This is a genomic window from Paenibacillus sp. 7541 (assembly GCF_002276395.1).
Taxonomy (GTDB): Bacteria; Bacillota; Bacilli; order Paenibacillales; family Paenibacillaceae; genus Paenibacillus_AQ; species Paenibacillus_AQ campinasensis.
This window is the reverse complement of record NZ_NQLZ01000020.1, coordinates 1-22,471: the sequence shown is the minus strand read 5'-3', so window position 1 is coordinate 22,471 and position 22,471 is coordinate 1. Positions and strand designations below refer to the sequence as shown.

Genomic DNA, 22,471 nt, shown 5'->3' with positions numbered 1-22,471 from the left:
TTCCTGGATCATCTTGGCTTGCCGGAGGACTCCAATTTCTTATCGCTTCGAACGTGATAATGCCGCTCACCGCGGCCTGCTTGCCAGCAGCGTCTACTCCATCGATCAGCTGCCTTACGGCTGCCGTTGTACCTCAACCACGGTGGAGAAGAAGGTGGCCCCTTCTCCCATATCCGACAGGCGATCCGGCGTCAGCGCATTCGCGCGCTGCTTCCGACTCTCCCCTTCCCACCACAGGCCTTGGCTGACCACGGTGCCCGGCAGCATTTTGTCCGTTACCTTCGCCGTTACCTCATACGTGCCGCGATCGTTGTACACCACAACCTGATCGCCGTCCTCAATCCCCCGCTCATGTGCATCCTCAGGGTGAATCTGGAGCACCGGCTGTTTCTCCAGCTGCTGATGCTTCGGCACATTGGCAAAGGTGGAGTTCAGGAAATTATGGTTTGGCGGCGAGATGAACATGAGCGGATATTGGCGTCCCCGCCCGCGCCGCACGCCGTCATATCCCTCCTTCACCGGGACGTAGCTCGGCAGCGGCGGCAGTCCGGCCGCTTCCAGCTCGGCCGAATACAGCTCGATCTTCCCTGACGGTGTCGGAAGTCTGTCCAGATAGGTCGCCAGCGGCGACATATCCAGCTTCACGAACCGCTCCTTCTTCAATCGCTCCAGTGTCACTCCGTTCAAGTACGGATTGTCCGGATAATCGAGCGCCTGGACAATCATATCTTCCTCTCGCTCGCCGAACGCTTCCTCGTCCAATCCCATCGCTCTGCCGAGCAGGGAGAACAGCTCCACATTGCTTTTGCTCTCGCCGAGGGCAGGAATAACGGGCTCCTGAAGCTGAACGTACTGATGCCAATACGATGCGTACAGATCCGTATTCTCAAATGAGGAGGTCGCCGGAAGCACGATATCCGCATACTTCGCCGTATCGGTCATGAACAGGTCATGGACGACGGTGAACAGATCCTCCCGGGCAAAACCCGCCTGCACTCGCTCTGCATCCGGTGCCACGACCAGCGGGTTGCTGCAATAGACAAACAACGCTTTGATCGGATGCTCCGTCATCGCCAGCGCTTCACCGATCCGGTTCATATTGATGGTTCGCGCCTCTGGGTTCGGCCGCAGGTCCGGCCGCTCCAGCGCTTCGCTGTTCATGCTGTTATAGCCGCCGTTCGATTTCGCCGCACCGCCGCCGCGCTTCAGCCATTGACCGGTCAGCGCAGGCAGACAGGTGATGCTGCGAACGGTCAAGCCGCCATTGTCATGATGCTGAAGACCGTTGCCAATGTGGATGTAGGATACCGCCGCACGCCCGTATAGGTCAGCCAGCTTCTCGATATCCGCCACCGGAATGCCGGTAATGCTCGACACGTATTCCGGTGTATAAGAGGCTGCATGCTCCCGGAGCTGTTCATGCCCCAGCGTATAGCGCTGAAGGAACTCCTCATCCACCAGACCGTCGCGGAACATAATATGCATGATGCCGACAGCCAGCGCAGCATCGGTGCCCGGGTACAGCGGGATAAACCAGTCGGCCCACTGTCCCGTCTGATTTTTGTGGACGTCGATCACAATGACTTTAGTTCCGCGCTTGCGGGCCTTCTCAGCCAGCACAACCTGGTGCATGTTGGTGCTCACAATATTGCCGCCCCATACGATGATGACGTCGGCATGCTCCGTATCCTCCGGCACCGTCCCGCCGTTAAAGCCCATGACCGACTTGAAGCCCGCATTGCCTGCGGAATTACAGATCGTCTGCTTCAATTGACTCGCGCCAAGCGCGTTGAAAAAACGCCGGTCCATGCCGTCCACACTCAGAATGCCCATGTTCCCATAGAAGCTGTATGGCAGGATGCTTTCCGGACCATACTGCGCGATCAAAGCCTTGAACCGCTCTGTAATTTCCCGAATCGCCTCGTCCCAGCTGATTCGCTCAAAGGCGCCTTCGCCTTTCGCGCCTGTCCGCCGGAGCGGATACAGGACGCGCTCGGGATGGTATATGCGGTGTGTCATATGGCGGACTTTGTTACAGATGGCCCCCTTGGTAATCGGATGCTCCGGATTGCCTGTAATCTTCACGATTTTCCCGTTCTCTTTATGCAGCAGAAGGCCGCATGTATCCGGACAATCCAGCGGGCAAACCGCCGGAAACACGCCGTTTTCCTGTTGAATCATTTCGTCCTCTCCCTTCGGCACGTCTGCATGTGATCTTTCTTAATCTTAAAGGGAGCCGATGTATTCGTAAAGTTCCGGCTTCTGATAACTTTTCGATTGGCGATGTTTCACCTCTCCAATCCGCGGGTATATTCATAACAAGAGCAAGGATGAGGAACCCAGACCCTCCCTGTCCTTGCCATATCATGGACCACTCCCAAAAAATTCGCCATGCTGTGTCTCCTCCCCCGAGACCTGCATGGCGAATTTGTTGTTTGCGTTTCCAATCTGTGGCTATGTGTGGAACGATATCTCGTGTGTGTATTGCCAGCCTCAAGGAAAGCCTCACGGATAACCCCGTAACGCTCCGGCTGCCTTGGCACTTTCGTTCACCCGGCCTTGTTGCTGTAACTCTCCTGCTGCTGGCTGGTACGGGCCACCGGGGAACGCCCAGCCCGCAAATATACGCTGGCGTAGGCTGCACCTACAAATACAGCTCCACCGACCAGATTTCCGAGCCATACCGGAATAAAGTTGAGAATATATTCACCCCAGCTGTAGTAGCCCTCGAATATGGCAGCTGGAATGAGAAACATGTTGGCGACAACGTGCTGAAAGCCGATCGCTACAAACGCCATCGTCGGAAACCAGATGCCGAGGATTTTGCCGCTGATCTGGGATGAGCCGTAGCACAGCCACACCGCCAGTGCGACAAGCCAGTTGCAGCCGACGCCAGACCAGAACGCCTGCAAGAAGCTGTCCTCCAGCTTATGCCCCGCCAGATCGACGACTTTATCCAAATAAATCCCGCTGCCGGTAAGACCGGTGACATGACCGAAGAAATAAGCGACAAACACAGCCCCGACAAAATTGCTGACGGTGACCAGCAGCAGGTTCCGAAGCCACTCCGTGGTTGAAATCCGTCCGACCAGCCGCGCCAGCGATACGGCCATCATATTGCCGGTCAGCAGTTCTCCGCCAGCCAGCAGCACCAGAATAAGACCAACCGGGAACACGGCCGCCCCGATCAGTCCCGTTATCGTCCCCCAATGCTCAGGCGCTCCCGCCATGACACGAATCGCCAGCAGGTAGCCGAGTGCGATAAACGCGCCGGCTAAGAAGCCCAGCACCACCACCGCTCCTGCTGAATTTCGCGCTTTGGCCGTTCCATTATCTGCGGTAATGCCTGCGATCTCCTGAGGCTTATAATAGGACATGCACGCTCTCTCCCTTCGCTCCCTGCCTGCAAGCAGGAAGCCCTCCTAATACAGCTATTGTATCGCAGGAGCCCTTGACCCGAACGTAACCTAGATCACGCTGCATGTGGAGAGCAGCCGTGTGCACGAGCGCTGATCGCCATCGAAGCCTCCGTTCATATGAAAAAGGCCACCGGCGCCCAGTTGGACTGGCGACGGTGACCTCCCTTGTGCATCGGTCAGACATGCATCGGCGTATTCACTTCGATCGGCGGGAGCGCCTGAAGTCCAGCGCTGTTCAAGTAGTTCCACGGTTTGTTGTAATGCGGCTGGAAGAAGAAATCAACAAATGCGAGCTGGTCTATCGTCATCCGGTTTTGGATGCACACCGACAGCGTGTTGATCGATTGGGTCAAGTCCGCTCTCGAAATGACCTGTGCCCCCAGCAGCCGCCGAGTGTCCCGGTCATACACTACCTTCAGCGTCACCTCTTCAGCCGTCGGCATAAACTCCGGACGGTAATGATCATGGATGGTCACAGCCTCTATAGCGATCTCCTCATCCTTGGCCGCCCCTTCGGTCAGCCCGGTCGAGGCAATATTATGCTCGTAAATTTTAAGACCCGAGGTGCCCTGGGTGCCCATATACGGCGTCGTGCGCTTGACCAGATTGCGCGCCACCAGCGTTCCCATCCGCACCGCGTTGGTGGCAAGCGGAATGTACATCATTTTTCCGGTAGGATTGTACAGAACCGAGCAGCAGTCCCCGGCAGCGAACACATCCTCCTTGCTCGTCTGCATGTACGAATCGACGACGATGGCGCCATTCGGAAGCATATCCACTTGGCCTTTAAGCAGCTCGGTGTTCGGCCGGAAGCCGATGCACAGAATCACCAGGTCGGTAACAATCTCACCTTGATCCGTAATCACCTTACTCACTTTGCCGTCAGTTCCCTCGAAGGCTTTTACCGTTTGTCCGAGGGCCATTTCGATTCCTTTTTCACGGAAGGATTCTTCGATTTTGCCGCTGAATTCCGGGTCGAGATATTTGTTCAGGATCCTGTCGGCGCTGTCGATCAGCGTCACCTGCTTGCCATTCATCTCAAAGGCTTCCACAAGCTCAACCCCGATATATCCAGCACCTACGACCGTGATATGCTTCGCGTCTTTGGCCTTTTCGATGATGGTGTTGGAATGATTATAGTTTTTGCAGAGCAAAATATTGTCTAAATCGATACCGTCAAGCTTCGGCACAATCGGCCAGGAGCCGGTCGTTACAATCAGCTTGTCATACGTATCCTCAAACGTCTCGCCGGTGTCCAAGTTTTTCACTTGCAGCTTTTTCCGGTCCGTATCGACCGCCAGGATGTCATGACGCATTCTCGTGGTGACGCCCAATTCATCCAGCTTCTGCGGCGAAGAATAGAACAAGCCGTGAGGGTCCTTTACGACACCGCCGACATACAATGCAATCCCGCAGGACAGAAAGGAAATATTATCATTACGCTCGTAGACGACAATTTCAGCATCCGGATACAAGTGGGCCGTGTTGACAATAGCGGACGTTCCTGCGTGGGTACAGCCAATAACAGCGATTTTCATTGTTGTTCCTCCTCGTGGTAATGCTTCGTATTAGTTTAAGATGAACGGTTTTGCTGCGAATCATGCTGGACAGTGACAAGTGTTCTCTGGAAAAGTGACTGTTCGTATTGTGAATTGTTTCACTTGAATTTATGCTTTTATTATAATGTGATCAATTTCACAAATCAAGCTGTTTTTATGTTTGGTCACATATTGTTCATTTTTTCACAATGAAAAAGAGAGCGATCGCGTTGACAATCCTACAACGAGTGGCAATACCGCTTTGTATATCACTCCTCCCTCCCGTTCCAGCTGTTATCGGGTAATTAATCCGTTTCCCCGGCAGATCCAGCTATAAATCCAGGCCGTCCAGGGCATATTAGAAACTGCTGTGACAGCAGAAAGAGGGATCTCCTGCAAAATTAAAAAAGGTCTGCCCGGGCCGGGCTTCCCCGGACCGCAACAGACCTGCTCTATCTTAGTATTAATTACCTTTCGCCAGCCTTATCCCAGCAACGATTCCACCGTGCTTCGCATCGACTCCGGCGTCTCTCTTGGCTCAAAGCGTGCAGCCACCCTTCCTTCACGATCCACCAAAAATTTGGTGAAGTTCCAGGCGATTTCATCGCTCTCCTGCGGCCCCGGCTGCTCAGCCTTCAAATATTGAAATAGCGGGTGCGCATGGCTGCCGTTGACATCGATTTTAGCGAAAATCGGAAATGTTACGCCATAGTTCAGCTGGCAGAACGACGCGGCTTGCTCGCTTGTTCCCGGCTCCTGACCCCCAAATTGGTTGCATGGGAAGCCCAAAACGACAAGGCCGCGATCCCCGTATTCCTCATACAGCTTCTGCAGGTCGCCATATTGCGGCGTAAGGCCGCATTCGCTGGCCGTATTGGCGATCACCAGCACTTTGCCTTTATAATCGGCAAGCGAAATCGCATTACCCTTCGTATCCTCAGCGGTGTAATCGTAAACAGACATTTTTGTTTCCTCCTTTTCTTAACCTTACTTCTCCTAGTCAGAACCCTTCCTTACCTATCCTTCATCATACCGGAACCGTTGCCGGAATCCAAATGCGCCAACACGCCCGATATGGATATATTCCTACGCTTGTACTATGATATTATTGCTGTAATTCTATCTCGCAAGCGGAGGAATCGATTGTGAAATTATACCCCGAATTATTCCTTACTCCCTGGCATGCCGGTGTGCTCCTGGTGACGGTGCTTGCCTTACTCGCCTTGATCATCGGAAAGTATGACAGCAAGACTATCGTGAAACACACGCTTGTTTCATCGCTCATCGCTTATGCTTTTCTTACCTTCGTGCTCATGCTTGTCATGCAGGAACCGATGTACAAAAAAGAAACGATGGTCTCTGCACTTGACAATGAATATGCAAAACAAGAGGCCAAGTGGAATCCGAATACGGGCGATCAAGTCGCGCTTTACGTGGGCGCCTTCGTTAATGAAGGAAATGTTGAGCTTCTGGTGTATGCCGGCAACTATGACAGCAGCCAGCCGTTCCAAGGTGACATCACCGTATCGCTGCAGGACCATGACAACCAGGAAGTATTTACGAAAACGTACGAGAATATCACCCTTCAACCGGGAGAGAAGAAACAGATCGAGCGAACCCGGACGGAACAGCCGATGGACACATACCGGTTCGGGTACGAGACACGCCCCTACAAGTAACAAGGAGGCCAGGCGATCCGGAGGACCGCTGAAGCGGTGCATCCGGACGTCTGGCCTCTTCCCCATCCGTATTATGAAGGAACGCCGGAATCATCGGCATGCTTCCTGCCCTCTCTCAAGCTTCTGATCGAACGGACGATCACATAAATAACGCTCAGCAGAAGTGGGGAAAAGACCGATATGCCCAGCAACATAGAGCTGGCGACATACGACGGGTCTGTTTCCACTTCGGAGGTGTCTACGAACAAAAAACTGATCAGCGATACAACCGCATAAATCAGGATTTGCGGCCATTTCATCCATTTGACAAGCAAGAAAAACAACAGTCCGCAAACCCCGATCAACAGCAAGGGAAGTGCCAGCCCTTCCGGATTGATCTTTCCTTCTGCGGCCAGCCTCACCACCAACAAGCCTCCTGCATACTGCAGGGGAAAGACCAGCCAGGCAAGCCGGCCGATGCCTGGAAAGGCCCGCCGCTTCTTCTGTTCCTCCTTCAGACGCTGCCGCTGCTCCTCAGGCGGACGCTGCTTCGCAGCCTCTTCTGCCTGCTGCTGGGTAATCTTCGCCATGTACGGACGATACGCCACGTCAATGTTGCCGTCAAACCTGGCTCGCTCCAGATGAATATCCCCTGATAGCTCCTCCGGGACATCGCCAACATAATAATCGTGCAGCGACGTTACACTCGTTAGCCATAGCGGCTTCTCTTCCTTGGCGACAATCTCCAGCCAGCGGTTGGCCTCCACCACATTCGTAAACGGAATGGCCAGCATCTGCCGCTGAAATTGATGATTATGTACAAGATACAGCATGGGCAGAAGCTCCAGCTGCTGCAGCGGTTCATTCAGCTTCGTGGGCCTGTAGGTGTAATTGTAGTGAAACACATGCATGCCATAATACAGCTCGGTGACCGCTGATAGCGGGACAACCCCTTCCTTCTTCTCCCTGACTTTGGGGTCCCAAACGGTGTACTCCACTCTGTCATCGTACAACAGGTATTCACTGAGATGCGTATTCACCCATATTCGGCCCTGCAAGGCACTTAACACTTTTCTGAAAATATAAACGCCGAGCGGAATGGCCAGCAATGTTAAATAGATGCCGATTGACGGAAACATCACGACCAGAAACAGCGGGCCAATCATGAGTCCGGCACCGATCAACAGCCCGATAACGTATACGCTAAAGGTCAGTACCCACCATTGGGGCCTCATTTTCCGTTCCTTTTGTTCCAGTAGAATCTCGGACATTCAGGCAACTCCTTTTGATCTAAAATATAGATTTCCATACATCCGCTTTACACTATAAGTGATTATATAATGGAACTCATAAAAAATGGATACTTTGAAGCGATGAAACGAAAAAACCCCTTTCCCGGATCCATCCCGGAAAGGGGTCATACAGCGTCTTAATGGGATTGGCGACGCTCGGCCAGCTTCACCAGCATATGAGCCAGCTTGTGCCGCTCCTCCTGGGAGCCGACCTTCCACAGTTCCTGCAGCAGCTTCTCCTCCGCATTGCGCGGTTCCTCGTTCTCGGCCAGGTAGCCTGCCACCTTCTCAGCAGCCTGTGCCAGCTGTTCCTCGCCAAGCCCGATGTTCTGGGCCAGCTGAATTCGCTTGCTCAAATACGATTGAAACGAATCAAAGTTGGCCAGAATCCGTTCCTTCTCCCCTTCATCAATGCGATCGATGGCATCATCGACCTTATTGACATCCAGTTCACCATTCTTGTTGACGACATGATTATGCTCGGACATGATAACGCCTCCTTTGTTCGACTAGGTTCAATCTTTACTTAACCTTGTCCACCCGAAGCTAATCAACGACCCAGCAAGGAACGCCGCAGCCGAACCCATCGTGCTCGCCAATGGAAAAGCAGAAGCCGTGCTGCCCTGCTGTATCAGCCCGAGTTAACCGGATGCACAGGCAGCGCAAGCCCGGAGGCCTATGACCGCCCCCGGCCGCGGCGACCGCCGCTCCGGCCCTGACTGCGGGCATTGCCTTCCGCACGGCTTCCCTGGCCGCCATCGGAGCCACGGCGGCTCCCTTGGGCGCTCGTCCGCCCTGCGCTGCCGCTCCGGCGGCCGCTGCTGACGCCGCCTGCACGCTCGCTGCCGGCGCGTCCTTGACCGCCCGCCCCCGAGCGCCCGCCTGGGCCAGACCGCTCCGCCTGGTGCCCGCGGCCGCCACTGGTGCCGCGGGCACCTCTAGCGGCGCCGGACCCGCCGCTGCGTCCGGAAGCCTCCTCTCTCCGGCTTCCTCCACGGCCGCGCTGCTGATCCTTAGGCCCGGAGGAGGAGACGCTTCTAGCTTTTCTCGGGCCGGAGGCGTCTATACTTCCGCCCGTCCCTTCGCGAATCGCGTCCTCTCGCGATGCATAATGCAGCCGCTTCAATCGAAGGGAGATCCCCTCTTCAATCCGCAGCAGATCTTGAGCATCCTTCCCTGCGGCAAAGGTGACGGCCATGCCGCTTCCACCCGCCCGGCCTGTTCTGCCGATACGATGGATGTAACTTTCAACATCATGAGGCATATCGTAGTTGAAGACGTGGGTTACCCCCTCTACGTCCAGGCCGCGTGCGGCGACATCTGTAGCGACCAGCAGCTGCAGCTTGGCTTCTCTGAAGCGCTTCATGACGGCCTCTCGCTTCGCCTGGGAGAGATCGCCGTGGAGCTCGTCCGATGCGTAGCCATGTGCCAGCAACGCTTCGTTCAGGGTGGAGGCCCGCCGTTTCGTCCGGCAGAAAATAATCGCCAGGAAAGGGCGGTACAGCTCAATCGCCGCCCGCAGCGCATCCTGCTTCGTCCGGTCGGTGCATTCCACAACCGCCTGCTTGATCTGCTCGATCGGGACCGGAGAGGCTCCCTTGATGACGATATCGACCGGCTCATTCATATAGTTTCCGGCAAGCTGCTTCACCCCGCCCGGCATCGTCGCTGAGAACAGCATCGTCTGCCGGCGGTACGGCACCGCATGAATAATGGCTTCGACCTCGTCGAGGAAGCCCATATGCAGCATCTGGTCGGCTTCATCCAGCACGAGCATCTTCACACCGCCCAGCTCAAGCGTGCCCCGGCGCAGATGATCGAGCAGCCGGCCCGGCGTCCCGATGATGACATGGCGGCCGCCCTCCAGCTTGCGCAGCTGCTTCTCCACATCTTGACCGCCATAGACGGCCAGAATTTTGGCGCCGTCTTGCTCCCCGGACGTCAGCTTGCGCGCCTCCTCCGTAATCTGGAGCGCTAGCTCCCGCGTCGGCGCAATGATCAGGGCCTGCGGATACGCCTTAGAAGTATCGATCCGCTGCAGAATCGGGAGCAGAAACGCCAGCGTTTTGCCGGTCCCGGTCCGCGCGCGGGCAATGACATCCTTGCCGTCCAGAAGCAGCGGGATCGTCTCCTGCTGTACCGGCGTCGGTTCTGCGATGCCCTGCTCCTTCAGTTTTTGTACTCGTTGTTCGTCGATGCCCAGTTGTTGAAAGTTCGGCAAACATTCCACCTCATTTATATTTTTTCAGGAAATAGACTGACATTCATTCCTGTCTTTGGTAATGTCAGATCAGATGCTATCAACCGGTCAGGAGGTGCAAGGCATGAACCTACTCCACATGCTGCTCGGCTTCATCGTTCTGTTGATTCTGCTTGGAATGATGAATATGATGCTTAATTATATCGCAACCCGGGACGGAGCGCAGATTCCCTTCCGTCAGAAACTATGGCTCATCCCGCTCCTGTCGGCGTCGATCATCGTACCGCTTGAGCTGTGCTCGCTTCTGTATGTGCGGCTGTTTGGCATCACCGGCAGCGCCGGAGAGACCCTTGCCCCAGGCAGCGCCGAAGTGCTGCTAAGCTTCCCGCTGTTTGCACTGATCGGGTTTCTGCTGCTGGAGTGCCTCGTTCATCCGCTCGTCATCGCCACGCTGCGGCTAACGCTCAAGCGGGACAGCGTGCTCATGGCCAAATTGGCGGCCACGCTGGCTGTCGATACGCTGCTGCTGTATTTTATCGCCCTGCTGTTTCCGGCATTGCCGATCCGCAGCCTGCTGCAGGCGCTGTTCATCGCCTTGTTCTATCATGGGATCGAATGGCTGCTGATCGGTGTTCAGACCTGGTTGCTCCATCGTAAGCATGCGAGGCTCCAGGCCTGACACCAGGCTGCTAGAACCTCCCGGATTTAAAAATCGAATACAATAGCCAGGCCACCATCAGAATAGCGACAATGAAACCCAGTTCAATGACAGGGAAATGCCACAGCATAATCGGCTCGTGACTCAGGGAAGAACCGATAATCAGCCCCACCATAATAATGCTGAATGCCAGCAGCACAATGCTGAACGAAAGGCGGTTGCTGATCCGGTCCAGCTTGTGCATGAGCGATTGCAGCTCGGGCACACTGATCTCCACCCGCAGCTTGCCCTTGCTGATCATCGCTGACAGCTGCCGGGCCTGCCCCGGCAAATCGAGCAGGCTCTGCGCCAGTTCACTTACCCCGTCCAGCACCTTTCTGCCAATACGCCGTGAGTTGTACCGCTCCTTCAGCAGCTTCCGTCCGAACGGCTCCGCCATATCAATGATGCTGAGCTCCGGGTCCAGCATCTCAATAACGCCCTCCAGCGTCAGCAGCGACTTGCCGAGCAAGGTCAAATCGGGCGGCAGCATGATCTGATGCCGCTGGGCGACCGCGAACAGATCGCTTAGCGCCTTGCCGATCCGCACCTTCGAGAAAGGAACATCCACATATTCTCCCCGCAGCCGATCCATATCGGCCCTGAGCCGGTCCATGTCGCAGTCATCCGGAATCAGCCCCATGCGCGATATCGCCCGCACCATACTGTCCGTGTTGCGCCTCATCAGCGCGATAATCAGCCCCGACAGATGATCCTTCATCTCCTCGCTGAGCTGCCCTACCAAACCGAAATCCAGGAACACCAGCTTCCCGTCGGCCCGGACCAGCAGGTTCCCGGGATGCGGATCGGCATGGAAGAAGCCATGGATGAAAATTTGCTGCAGCATCCCTTCAATCAGCCGCTCCGCCACCGTCTTCAGATGATGCCCCTTGTCCGCCAGCTCCCGGTAGCGGCTCAGCGTGATACCGTCCGCATATTCCATCGTAAGCACCTTGGAGGAAGTGAACTCCCAGTAAATGCTGGGAATGTGGATGTACTCATGATCTGTCAAGTAAGCTGCCACTTTCTCTGCATTGCGCGCCTCATGGCTGTAATCGAGCTCGGCCATCATCGCCCGCGCAAACTCATCTACGATCTGATCCACCCGATATTGCTTTACCCAATCCCACCGCTTCTCGGCCAATGAGATCAAGTCCCGGAGAATTTCAAGATCCCGCCCGATCATTCTGGCAACGCCGGGACGCTGCACCTTGATCGCTACCATCTCGCCCGTCTTTAACCGGCCGGCATGAACCTGGCCAATCGAGGCTGCGGCAAGCGGCTTGTCTTCGAAGGAGGAAAGCACCTCGTCGATCGGCACGCCCCATTCTTGCTCGATCAGCTGACGTGCGCTTTCCGAGGAGAACGGCGGAACCCGCTCCTGCAGCTTGACCAGCTCCTGGATCAAAGGGTCAGGCAGCAGATCCGACCTTGTGCTCGCCAGCTGACCCAGCTTCACAAATGCCGGACCGAGGTCCTCCAGCACTTTACGCACCCGTTCTCCCAAAGTAACTGTCTCCGGCTCCTCCCGGGATATCCAGCGCACCGGAAGCGACAGCACGTGAAACAGCCCCATCTCCTCCACCATATAGCCAAAGCCATGACGCATTAGCGCCATGGCGATTTCCCGGTAACGTCCGGCATGTCGAATTCGGACCGCCATATTATTCCTGCCGCGATCCTTCCAGCTCGACGATTTTGTGCTCAAGGGCAGCGATTCGCTGTTCCAGGCTCGCGATATCGCTTTCTGTCGGCACGTCCAGCTCCTTCAGCACCTTTTGCACCTGTTCATAAATATAGCTTTTGATCTGGGACTGCTCCGCCTCTCCCCGCTCGACCAACCGCTCGACCAGCGCTTTCGATTCTGCCGGAGCCAGCTCCCCGCGTTTGACCAGATCGTCCACAATTTTCTCTACTTTTTCCTTGCTGACCACGGTAAGGCCTAATCCTAACGAGATTGCTTTCTTGAAAAGATCACTCACGTTTCATCCCTCCTGGTCTTCATCTGCTTCCATTATACCCTTATTTTCTGGTAAAAATCATCTATCCGAGAATGAAAGTCCTCAGGCTGCAAGTTATACCGGACACCTCGCCTTCTGGACATAAAGAAACAGCCCCAAGATCCTCAGATCTTCGGAGCTGTTTCTCGTAATCTATGCACAGGGCTTAGTCGTCGTCCCCGTCATCGTCTCTGTCATCGCGGTCATCCCGGTCGTCTCGATCATCCCAATCATCATCGTCATCGTCAAAATCGGTGTCGATAACCTTGCCCGTGATGGCGTGAACCTCTACCTCGGCTGAGCCTCTGGACGTTCTCAGTTCCACTTCATACACCCATCTGCCATCGTCCTTGTCCAGGTCCGATTCCACTGCCACTGCGCCTTGCACATGCTTCTCGGCAATGGTTGCCGCTTTGCCTGCGCCGATCACATTGGCCGGCACACGATCATCCCAATCATCGTTGTCGTCATCTTCACGGACGCTGAGCACCTTGCCGCTGTATGCATCAATTCGAACCTCCATCTCGCGCTTCTCTTGGTCAATCTCCACTTCATAGATTTGAGACCCTTTCCAGCGCTTGAGCTCGATGCTGTCGACCACGCCCTTCACTTCGGCCTTTGCTTTCTTCTCAGCCTGTTCCATGCCAATCAGCTTCTTCCCGGTCGTAGCCGTGCTGGTGCTCTGCACGGACGCGCTCACCTCGGATGCGCTTGAACCGCTCGACGGGCTCGGGCTGCTTACGCTTGCGCGGCCAGATGCGCTTGACGCCCCCGATCCGTCTGCCTGAACGGCGCTGATTCCGTAAATTCCGCCTGCCGCGATAACCGCGGCGAGTGCGCCTGTCATCCATGTACGTTTTTTCATGTTAGAATGCCTCCTCATGTTCTGGGTTGCCTTTGCATAGTTCTATCCTATTGGCTGAACATGAGAGGACTCCGAGAGAAAGATTAGAAATTGATGAGAATCAGATGACAGCCTTCCTCATCCATCATCATCATCGTCATCGTCCGAATCATCGTCCACCGTAACTGACAGAATGCGGCCTGTGATGGCATCCACCTGCACCGTCACTTCCCGCCCGTCCTTGGTGTCAATCTCAACCAGGTAGTATCGGCCATCCCTGCCTTCCCGGTAATCGACATCATCCACGGTGCCGGGGAATTCGGCGAGCGACAGGCGGATCGCCTCCTTTTCCGTGATCGGACGATTGGCGGTTGATCCCTGGTTCCCCGAAGGCTCACGGCCTTCCTGCCCGTTCTGTGGCGGCGCTTCTCCATTCGGATCTGTGGAAGCATCCGTTTCATCTGGAGGAGGCTGTTCGCCTCGGGCATCTTCCGCCCCAGGATCGGCTTCACCCGGATTCTGTACCGGAGGTTCTGGCAGCATCCCCGCCCCCTGATCATTCAGACGTTCAATTGCAATAATGTCCCCCTGATATGCATCTACCCTGAGCTCATACACCCCGGTTACAGCTTGGATCCGAATCCGGTACATGTCGTCTTCCAGCACCGTATCCAGCACATCGCCAGGATACTGCTCTGTGACTCCGGCAGCCGCTTCCGCTTGCGTCAGCAGCCGCGGTGCATCTCCCCAAGGACGAATGATGACAAGTGCCAAGAGCAATATCACCGCCAGCGAACCGCTCCACATCAGTATCCTTTTTCGCATTCCATCACCTCATGCCTGTTTCTTTACCGCAAGTATACGCGCTCCAGGTTAGAATACGCTGAGAGAACCCGTCGGTCATTCTGCCAATTTCAACCTGATGACAGCGGTCGTCCCGACCCCGGGCAGGCTGTCCAGCTCAAGCTCTGCTTCAATCGCTTCCGCAATATCCTTGGCGAGCGACAGCCCTAGACCCGCTCCACCTTTGCGGCTCCGGGCCTCATCCACCCTGTAGAACCGGTCGAACACATACGGTAGCTCTTCCTTGGGAATTCCGATGCCGCGATCGGTGATGCGTATTGAAGCTTGCCCGCCGGCGGTCTGAATATCGACCGTCACGGCCTCCTCACTGTACTTCCGTGCATTATCCAAAAAAATAAACAGCAGCTGTCTCAGCCGCTGCCGATCCGTCCAGCCATACACGGCCCCCTGATCGGAGCGAACTTGGACCTCGCGGTGATAGGCGCTGCGAAAAGCGCCGGCGGACGCCTCGCACAGTTCCACCAGATCGACATCCTCCATCTTGACTTGCCATTCGTCACGGTTACGCGCGAGCAGCAGCAGCTGCTCGGTCAGTTCCTTCATGCGCACGGCCTCGGAGTGAATCGCCTCCACAGACTCATGGAACAGTTCAGGTCGATCCAGTCCTCTTCGCTTTAACAGACTGGCGTAGCTCTCTATGATCGTAATCGGCGTTTTCAATTCATGGGATGCATTGGATACGAACTGCTCCTGCTTCTCGTAATTGCGCTCGAGCAAGGTGATCATATCGTTGAAGGCAGCCCCCATCTCCACCAGCTCATCCTTCGACTTCGGGTCCAGCTCGATTCGCCTGAACCGGCCGCTGCTGCGAATCTCCCGCATCGTCCGGGTCAATGCAGAAATCGGCTGCATGATGACCCGTGCCAACACCCGTGTGGAGGCGATAACAGGGAGCAGAACAGCTGCCGACACCACAATCAGGACAATTCGGAGCACCTGCAGATTGTCCATCGTCGCCTGCAGGCTGCGGACAACCTGCACATTCATCACCGCCCCGTCAGGCCAGATAACAGGCAGGGACACCGCTGAGTATGTGCCGCCTGCATAGGATATAATCTCGGCCCGCTTGTCCGGCGCATAAGACAGCTCAAGCTCGGCCAGAACCAGCTGGGAGCTGGAGATCACCGGCGCCGGACCGTTCTGATCCGGGCCGATGACCCGCAGCAGTCCATCAACAGGGACGTAACCCCGGAGCAGATCCGCCGTCGGTATGGCTCCTGCGGCCGCAATAAGCCCTTGGGCAATCCGGTTGGCTTCCGCATCGGCCTGCTTCAGCTGACTGTCCAGTGTCATCCGGCTGAACACGAAGTATATCGACAGGTTCATCACCAACAGGAGAACCGCCATCAGAACCGACGAATACAAATGGACTTTGCTGCTGAGCTTCATACGTCGTCCTTCAGCACATATCCGACGCCGCGAATCGTCTGGATGAGCTCAGGCGCCTGCGGCGCTGCGATTTTTTTTCGTACATACCGAATATAGACATCGACGACATTCGTATCGCCGTAATAATCATATCCCCAGACTGCAGTGAGAATCTGCTCCCGGTTCAGCACCTGGCGCTTGTTCTTGAGCAGATACACGAGCAGATCGAACTCCCTTGGCGTCAGCTCAATTCGCTGCTCCCCACGCATCACTTCCCGCGTCTGTTCATTCAACCTCAGATCCGCCGCGACCAGCCACGCTCCAGGCTCTTCATGCCGGGCTGGAGCCGCTGCCCGCAGACGCAAGGCGGCCCGGATTCGGGCAAGCAGCTCTTCAATCTGAAAGGGCTTCGTAATATAGTCATTTGCGCCCAGATCAAGACCGGACACCTTGTCTTCGACCGAGCTTTTGGCGGTCAGCAGCAGTACGGCTGTGCCTGGATCCGCCGCCCGGATTCTTCTGAGGACCTCGATGCCGCTCATGCCGGGAAGCATCACATCGAGCAAAATCAAATCGAACCCGCCGCTGCGGTAAGCTTCCAGCCCATCGGGACCGTTGTAGACACTAGTCACCTGATAGCCTTCGCTCTCCAGCTCAATCTGAAGCAGGCGCGCGATTTTCTCCTCGTCCTCCACAATCAGTATATTCTCGCTCAAGCCTCCATCCCTCCTTGCCCCGGGCTTAACCGGGAACCCTGGCAGCCCATTTCGCCGCCTGCGCAATGATGGTGCGCAGCTGCGGCTGAAGGAAGGTAGGCTCATGATGGCCTGGCATCAGGAATACCACCCTGCCGATTCCGTACGTATGGCACCAGCCAGCCGGGTACAGCTCGCCATCCGCCTCATACTGCAGCAGAACCGTTCGCTCCGCAAACGGATCAAACTCAAACTGATAGGGCTCCTCCTCAAGCTCAAACGGCTCAATCCCTTCGATAATATCATGCTGCGTCTCTGCCGGCTTGAAAGACAGGGATCGCATCGGCGGATGGCCGTCGAACCGGGCACCGATCAGTTGAGCCAGCTCATACCGATTGGCCAGAGAAATGCCGTTATGCAGAACCAGCAGGCCTCCGCCACCGCTTACGTACGAGAGCAAGCCGGCCGTCTGCCGGGGAGATACCTTCTCGTCCCAAAGGTCACTGTAGGCAATGCACAGCTCATAGGGGTACAGATTGCTTTCATGCAGCATTTTCAGGTTCTCCGTGCATTGAACGGTAAACATATCATTCAGCACATGGGTTATCTGTTTATCAACGCCTTGGAGCGGGTGAAACTTCGGGTGTGTGTAGCTGCCGAGCAGCAAAGCCTTTCTTTTATCCATATCTCTTGTCCTCCCATAAATCGCGGATCTTGTCTATATCATTCACAGGACATCCTGTTCCATGCACGTGGAGAGTTCACGTCAGGGCAACATCCTCGATGCGTGTTCCTTATATTCCTTCGCAGCCGCTCAGAGCATCAAGCCTGGCGCTGTCGATCCGGTTCCCCGGCAAAATAACGTCCCAGCGTCACCATCATAGCGCCCATTCGCTCTTCCTCCGGCACTACAATCCGCTCGATCCCGGCCTCGCGCAGCGCCTGTGCAGTTACCTTGCCGACCGCAGAGGCAACCACCGGACCGGCAAACGCATCCAGCAGCGCAGCCAGCTGCCCCTTGGACTCGGCATAATCGGTCAGAAAACGGAACTGCGGAGCACTGGTGAAAGCAACGGCATCCACGCTCCCGGCTACAATGTTCGAAACCAACCGCTCAAGGTCTTCTTCCTGCGGCGGAATATGTTTATAAGGGAGGATCGTCCGGACGGCAGCGCCCTTGCTTTCCAGCCAGCTCACCAGCTGTGGTGCCGATTCCCCGTGAAGCTGAAGAATGACGCGCTTGTGATCCAGCTCGCAGTCCGCCATCGCACGGATTAAGCCGGCTGTGCTGCCGTCATCATCTCTGGCCACAGGAACGAGGCCCCGTTTCTTCATGGCATTGACTGTTTTGTATCCCCGGGCAGCGATCTGGGTGCTCTCCAGAACCCCCAGCATCGCCTCAAGCAGTTCCATCTGTTCAGCCATATCAAAGATCGCCTCTAGTCCAATTCCGGTCGTGAAAATGGCCCATTCCGGCGGATCGGCCACCCATGCGGCAATGGCCGCCCGCAGCTCCTCATCATCGAGAAAAACAGTCCCCTGGGCGGGACAGATCAGCGGAGTTCCTCCCATCTTCTCAACCAGCTTGGACATCTCGGCTGATTTGCGCGGGCCTGCCAGGGCGATCACCCGATCCTTCATATGTTGTGCCATATTGTCCTTCCTCCCCTCATATGTACAGCTTTCTCATTTCTATACAGTATACTGGTCTGGCCATTGAATATAAAGTCAGCCAGCGCCTCGGGCTTCACGCCATGCGCCTTAAATCTCACAGAACGGATGGAACCTGTAAGAAGTGATACGCCACGATTAAATCTACTCGGGTATTCGCCCCGCTATGTCCGAATTCCTCTGCCGGGCCGCACGATGCCTCGGGAATCATTCTCCGGCCGCATATATTCCCGAAGCATATGAGGGGCGCTTTAGCCCTTTCGCCTGCCTTGCATAGAGAAAGAAACAGGCCTCGTGGCCTGTTCCTTCCCGATGTCCGATAGGACTTATTATGAATCGTTCCTGTGGAGATCCTAGAGCTTGAACCGCTCAACCAGCTGCTGCAGCTCTTCGGACAACCGGCTCAGATCGGATGCCGATGCAGCGACCTCTTCCATGGAGGCCAGCTGCTCCTCGGAGGCGGCCGAGATCGATTGGGTGTTGCTCAGCGCCTGCTCCGATATTTCCCGTATCGACTCCACCGCCTGTTTGGTAACCGCGGCGTGGGAAGCAAGCGCATGGGCGATCTCTGTCGTTCCGGCCACACTCGCGGTCACGCTCTCCACCGACTTTTTGATCCGGGAGAAGGATCGTCCGGTAACATCAACAGCGCCAACGCCTTCAGATACCTTCTCCTCGGCACTTCTCATCGCCTCGTTCGTCCGCTTCACTTCCTCGAGCACGCTTCCGATCAGACTAGTAATCTGCTGCGCCGAGCCCTCCGATTTCTTAGCCAGCTTCTGTACCTCAGCTGCGACCACCGCAAAGCCTCTGCCCTGCTCTCCGGCCCTTGCCGCCTCAATCGAGGCGTTGAGCGCCAGCAGACTGGTCTGCTGGGAGATGTCCACGATATCTCCGATGATGCCGCTTATCTCTTCCGTTCTTAGCGTAAGCTGCTCAATGACGCCCCCAAGATCCTTCACAACAGTATCGATGCCCTGCATCGTGTCCGCTGTAGTGATGACCGCCTGATTCCCCTGCTCGGCCAGCTTGGCCGTACTTTGCATATTGTAATGGACTTCCTCCAGCGTGCTGGCAATTGTATCTGCCTGTCCGTTCACCTCGTTCATACGCTGAAGCCCGTCTGCAACCGCTTGAACCTGACGCTCGCTGCCCACGGCAACCTCCTGAACAGAAGATGTCACAAGCTCGATAGCTCTGGTATTCTCTTCAGCACTGGCCGACAGCTGCTCCGAGGAAGCCGATACATTCTCGGTCATATCCTTGACCCCGTGGATCATATCCCGCAAATTATCAACCATCTGCTGGAAGTTATCCGCGAGCTCGCCGATCTCATTGCGTTTGAATCCGGTCAGACGATAAGCCAGGTTGCCGCCGCTAATAATTTCTGTCGCTTCTCTTAGCTTGCGAACCGGCTCAATTACGGAGCGGATATTCCACGCTGCCAGAGCGAGGCCGATGATGAGAGAACCTGCCAGCAGCCAGATCATCGTGCTTCGAATATCGGCTACGGCGCCAGTGACCTCATCGTTGGACATGACGCCAACGATTTTCCAGCCTGTCCATTCATTCGTGATGTAATTGATCTGCCAATGCCCGCTGTCCGGATGCTGGAATGAGAATTGTCCGTCCGCTTGCTCAAACAGCCGGGCCACCCACTCGGTATCCCCGTTGCTCTCGGCATCGGTGCCTGCCGGATATTCCGGATGAAACAGAAATTTATGAGTCTGATCCACAACCGTGGTATATCCCTCGCGCCCCACCTGCACTTGAACGAGATCGCGAATCTGGTCCATATTCAAATTGATCCCCATGACCCCTTCACCGTCTTCCAGTGTTTGCGCTACCGTCACCACGGTCTCCGAGCTGGAAGCGGAAGTATAAGGAGCCGTTACAATCGGCTGTCCCGGACTGTTCATCGCTTGCTGGTACCAATCCCGCTCCCGCGGATCATAATCGTCAGCTACCTGATTATTTGAACCCGAAATGAAGCTTCCCGTCGCTGTACCTACATAGATATTCGACGTCTCAGGATGAAGGTTATGATACTGCCTTAATCTATCGCGAATCTGTGTCCCCCCGTTCGCCTGCTCTTGATTCGCGCTCGCAGAATTCATCTCGCCAATGAAATAGCCCAGGTCATGCAGCTTGGCTCCAATCGTCTGGTCGATAATTTTGTCCGCCGTAATTACACTAGATGCTGCATCCTCCATAATTTGACGCTCAATGGTTGCTGCCGCATCACGGTAAGTGAAATAACCGATGGTGATGCTCGGCACCAGCAGGACAAGCAAGTAGGCAACCATCATATTCCTGCGAATTCGCTGGGCATTTCTTTTTTTCATGGCACGATCCCCTTTTGTCTATAATGTAATCCAACATCCCTTTATATCGACAATTTATCGGAAGAAAGTGCCTTTAATTTAAGTGGAAATTTATCACATGCCGTCACATTATTTTTCCCTTGAGAATCCGTTAAAAAAAAGAGCCCTGATTCAGGACTCTTTCTGTTCGTGCTGAGCATCAACACCATTTATATAAAAGCCATGCGCCCGATGCTTCATTGGATAAAGCGCCTGGCTGGTTTGGTTACTTTCCGCTCGGAATGAAGGCGCTCAGATCGATGCCGAGGCCAGCGGCCAGACGCTCACCGTACTCCGCATCCGCCCGGTAGAAATTGCAAACCGCGCGCAGCTGGATATCCGACTTGGTCTGACGAAGATCAGTCACCAGATTGCGGATCAGATTATCCTTCTGCTGCTGCGTGAACGAACGGTACAGTTCTCCGGCCTGTGTAAAGTCATCCGTCTTCTCAATCCGCTGCCGGGTGGTCGGACCATGAAGCGGCGCTTCGCTTTCGCGGTATGCAGGGTCTTCTACGGGCCCGCTGGTGTAGCTGTTTGGCTCATAGTTGATCGGCGATGGGTCCTGCTTCACATTCATCAAGCCGTCACGCTGATGGTTGCGAACGGGAGCATACGGGCAGTTCACCGGAATTTGCAGATAGTTCGGTCCAAGACGATGGCGCTGTGTATCCGGGTAAGAGAACAGTCGGCCTTGCAGCAGTTTATCCTCCGATGCTTCGATGCCCGGGACGAGTGCGCTTGGCGAGAAGGCAGCTTGCTCCACTTCCGCAAATACGTTCTGCGGGTTGCGGTTCAGCGTCATCGTACCTACCGGGATGAACGGGAACAGCTCCTCCGGCCATGTCTTGGTCGGATCAAGCGGATCGAATGCCAGATCATCCATCTGCTCTGGCGACATCAGCTGCACGAGCAGGCGCCATTTCGGGAAATTCCCTTCCTTGATATGCTCATGAAGATCGCGTGTGGCATGATTGAAATCCTTGCCCTGGACCTCTGTCACCTCATCGGCGTTCAAAGTGCGGACACCTTGGAGGGACTCCCATTTGTATTTAACATAAGTGACTTTCCCCTCCTGATTGACCCACTTGAACGAATGAACCCCGAAGCCGTCCATTTCGCGATAGTTGGCAGGCGTGCCGTGATCCGAGAATACCCAGGTCATCATATGCGTCGATTCCGGGGACAGGGTCATGAAATCCCAGTAACGTCCCGGCTCCTGAATGTTCGTCTCTGGCGATGGCTTGAGCGAATGCACCATATCCGGAAACTTGATGGCATCCCGGATGAAGAATACAGGCAGATGGTTGCCGACCAGGTCATAGTTGCCTTCTTCCGTGTAGAATTTCACTGCGAATCCGCGAGGATCCCGGGCCGTCTCCGGCGAACCGGTGCCATGAATCACGGTGGAGAAGCGTACAAAGACCGGTGTCTCCTGTCCGATCTCTTGCAGGAACGCTGCCCGAGTGTAAGGCTTCAAGTCGTTCTCTACCACGAAGACGCCATGGGCCCCGGCTCCGCGTGCATGCACGACCCGCTCAGGAATCCGTTCACGGTCAAAATGGGCAAGCTTCTCGATCAGATGGTAATCCTCCAGCAGCGTCGGTCCGCGCCGGCCGGCTGTCTTCGAATTCTGGTTATCTCCTACAGGGGTTCCCTGGTTGGTGGTCAAACGATCCATCATATCTATTCCTCCTAGAACTATAATTGATATTAGACTGAATCTAAATTTATGAATTGATTGTAGCATCTGCGGAGGGAGAAGGTCATGATGGTCAAATGAGCCTTATATGAAGTTCATATGAAAGAACAATGATAAAACTTGGCAAAAAAAAGAGCGGATTAATCCGCCACAGATTGTC

Annotated in this window: 19 protein-coding genes; 2 read left to right on the top strand and 17 right to left on the bottom strand. The window is 55.3% G+C overall.

What is annotated here, in order from left to right:
• Positions 1-114: 114 nt before the first annotated feature.
• The 4 genes from CHH75_RS12770 to CHH75_RS12755 form a co-directional block, all read right to left on the bottom strand.
• Complete coding sequence (locus CHH75_RS12770; RefSeq protein WP_095398352.1) at positions 115-2,181, bottom strand: molybdopterin-containing oxidoreductase family protein; 2,067 nt, start codon at positions 2,179-2,181, stop codon at positions 115-117.
• Between the two features lie 368 nt (positions 2,182-2,549).
• Entirely contained in the window at positions 2,550-3,377 is an 828-nt protein-coding gene (locus CHH75_RS12765; protein WP_095398351.1) for a formate/nitrite transporter family protein, read from the bottom strand.
• A gap of 218 nt (positions 3,378-3,595) precedes the next feature.
• Entirely contained in the window at positions 3,596-4,957 is a 1,362-nt protein-coding gene (locus tag CHH75_RS12760) for an FAD-dependent oxidoreductase (protein WP_095398350.1), read from the bottom strand.
• Between the two features lie 483 nt (positions 4,958-5,440).
• On the bottom strand, positions 5,441-5,920 hold the full coding sequence (locus tag CHH75_RS12755; RefSeq protein WP_095264975.1) for a glutathione peroxidase: 480 nt from the start codon (positions 5,918-5,920) through the stop codon (positions 5,441-5,443).
• A gap of 182 nt (positions 5,921-6,102) precedes the next feature.
• Here CHH75_RS12755 and CHH75_RS12750 point away from each other — a divergent pair, with 182 nt between their 5' ends.
• Complete coding sequence (locus CHH75_RS12750; protein WP_095264976.1) at positions 6,103-6,636, top strand: hypothetical protein; 534 nt, start codon at positions 6,103-6,105, stop codon at positions 6,634-6,636.
• 71 nt (positions 6,637-6,707) lie between these two features.
• Here the strand turns inward: CHH75_RS12750 and CHH75_RS12745 are convergent, their stop codons facing one another.
• The 3 genes from CHH75_RS12745 to CHH75_RS12735 all read right to left on the bottom strand — a co-directional run bounded on the left by CHH75_RS12745 (position 6,708) and on the right by CHH75_RS12735 (position 10,128).
• Positions 6,708-7,886, bottom strand: a complete 1,179-nt coding sequence (locus tag CHH75_RS12745) for a cell envelope integrity TolA family protein (protein WP_095398349.1) — start codon at positions 7,884-7,886, stop codon at positions 6,708-6,710.
• Between the two features lie 158 nt (positions 7,887-8,044).
• Positions 8,045-8,395, bottom strand: coding sequence for a DUF3243 domain-containing protein (locus CHH75_RS12740; RefSeq protein WP_095264978.1), 351 nt, complete (start codon positions 8,393-8,395; stop codon positions 8,045-8,047).
• Positions 8,396-8,583: 188 nt separating this feature from the next.
• Entirely contained in the window at positions 8,584-10,128 is a 1,545-nt protein-coding gene (locus CHH75_RS12735) for a DEAD/DEAH box helicase (RefSeq protein WP_095264979.1), read from the bottom strand.
• A 103-nt stretch (positions 10,129-10,231) separates the two neighbouring features.
• Here CHH75_RS12735 and CHH75_RS12730 point away from each other — a divergent pair, with 103 nt between their 5' ends.
• Positions 10,232-10,786, top strand: coding sequence for a hypothetical protein (locus CHH75_RS12730; protein WP_095264980.1), 555 nt, complete (start codon positions 10,232-10,234; stop codon positions 10,784-10,786).
• Positions 10,787-10,796: 10 nt separating this feature from the next.
• Here CHH75_RS12730 and CHH75_RS12725 read toward each other — a convergent pair whose 3' ends face one another.
• The 10 genes from CHH75_RS12725 to CHH75_RS12680 form a co-directional block, all read right to left on the bottom strand.
• The gene (locus CHH75_RS12725; protein WP_095264981.1) at positions 10,797-12,467 is read right to left on the bottom strand and encodes an ABC1 kinase family protein; all 1,671 of its coding nucleotides are present in this window, start codon (positions 12,465-12,467) and stop codon (positions 10,797-10,799) included.
• A gap of 1 nt (position 12,468) precedes the next feature.
• Positions 12,469-12,786, bottom strand: coding sequence for a phasin family protein (locus tag CHH75_RS12720; RefSeq protein ID WP_095264982.1), 318 nt, complete (start codon positions 12,784-12,786; stop codon positions 12,469-12,471).
• A gap of 184 nt (positions 12,787-12,970) precedes the next feature.
• The gene (locus CHH75_RS12715; protein WP_095398348.1) at positions 12,971-13,669 is read right to left on the bottom strand and encodes a PepSY domain-containing protein; all 699 of its coding nucleotides are present in this window, start codon (positions 13,667-13,669) and stop codon (positions 12,971-12,973) included.
• 117 nt (positions 13,670-13,786) lie between these two features.
• On the bottom strand, positions 13,787-14,473 hold the full coding sequence (locus CHH75_RS12710; protein WP_095264984.1) for a PepSY domain-containing protein: 687 nt from the start codon (positions 14,471-14,473) through the stop codon (positions 13,787-13,789).
• Between the two features lie 75 nt (positions 14,474-14,548).
• Positions 14,549-15,901, bottom strand: coding sequence for a sensor histidine kinase (locus tag CHH75_RS12705; RefSeq protein ID WP_095264985.1), 1,353 nt, complete (start codon positions 15,899-15,901; stop codon positions 14,549-14,551).
• Positions 15,898-16,596, bottom strand: coding sequence for a response regulator transcription factor (locus CHH75_RS12700; RefSeq protein ID WP_095264986.1), 699 nt, complete (start codon positions 16,594-16,596; stop codon positions 15,898-15,900). Before CHH75_RS12700 ends, CHH75_RS12705 begins: the two co-directional genes overlap by 4 nt.
• A gap of 25 nt (positions 16,597-16,621) precedes the next feature.
• On the bottom strand, positions 16,622-17,260 hold the full coding sequence (locus CHH75_RS12695; protein WP_095398347.1) for a ThuA domain-containing protein: 639 nt from the start codon (positions 17,258-17,260) through the stop codon (positions 16,622-16,624).
• Between the two features lie 137 nt (positions 17,261-17,397).
• On the bottom strand, positions 17,398-18,228 hold the full coding sequence (locus CHH75_RS12690; protein ID WP_095398346.1) for a uroporphyrinogen-III synthase: 831 nt from the start codon (positions 18,226-18,228) through the stop codon (positions 17,398-17,400).
• 371 nt (positions 18,229-18,599) lie between these two features.
• Positions 18,600-20,591, bottom strand: coding sequence for a methyl-accepting chemotaxis protein (locus CHH75_RS12685; protein WP_095398345.1), 1,992 nt, complete (start codon positions 20,589-20,591; stop codon positions 18,600-18,602).
• Between the two features lie 244 nt (positions 20,592-20,835).
• Positions 20,836-22,290 (bottom strand): catalase, encoded by a 1,455-nt coding sequence (locus CHH75_RS12680; RefSeq protein ID WP_095265111.1) that lies wholly within the window; start codon positions 22,288-22,290, stop codon positions 20,836-20,838.
• Positions 22,291-22,471: the final 181 nt, after the last annotated feature.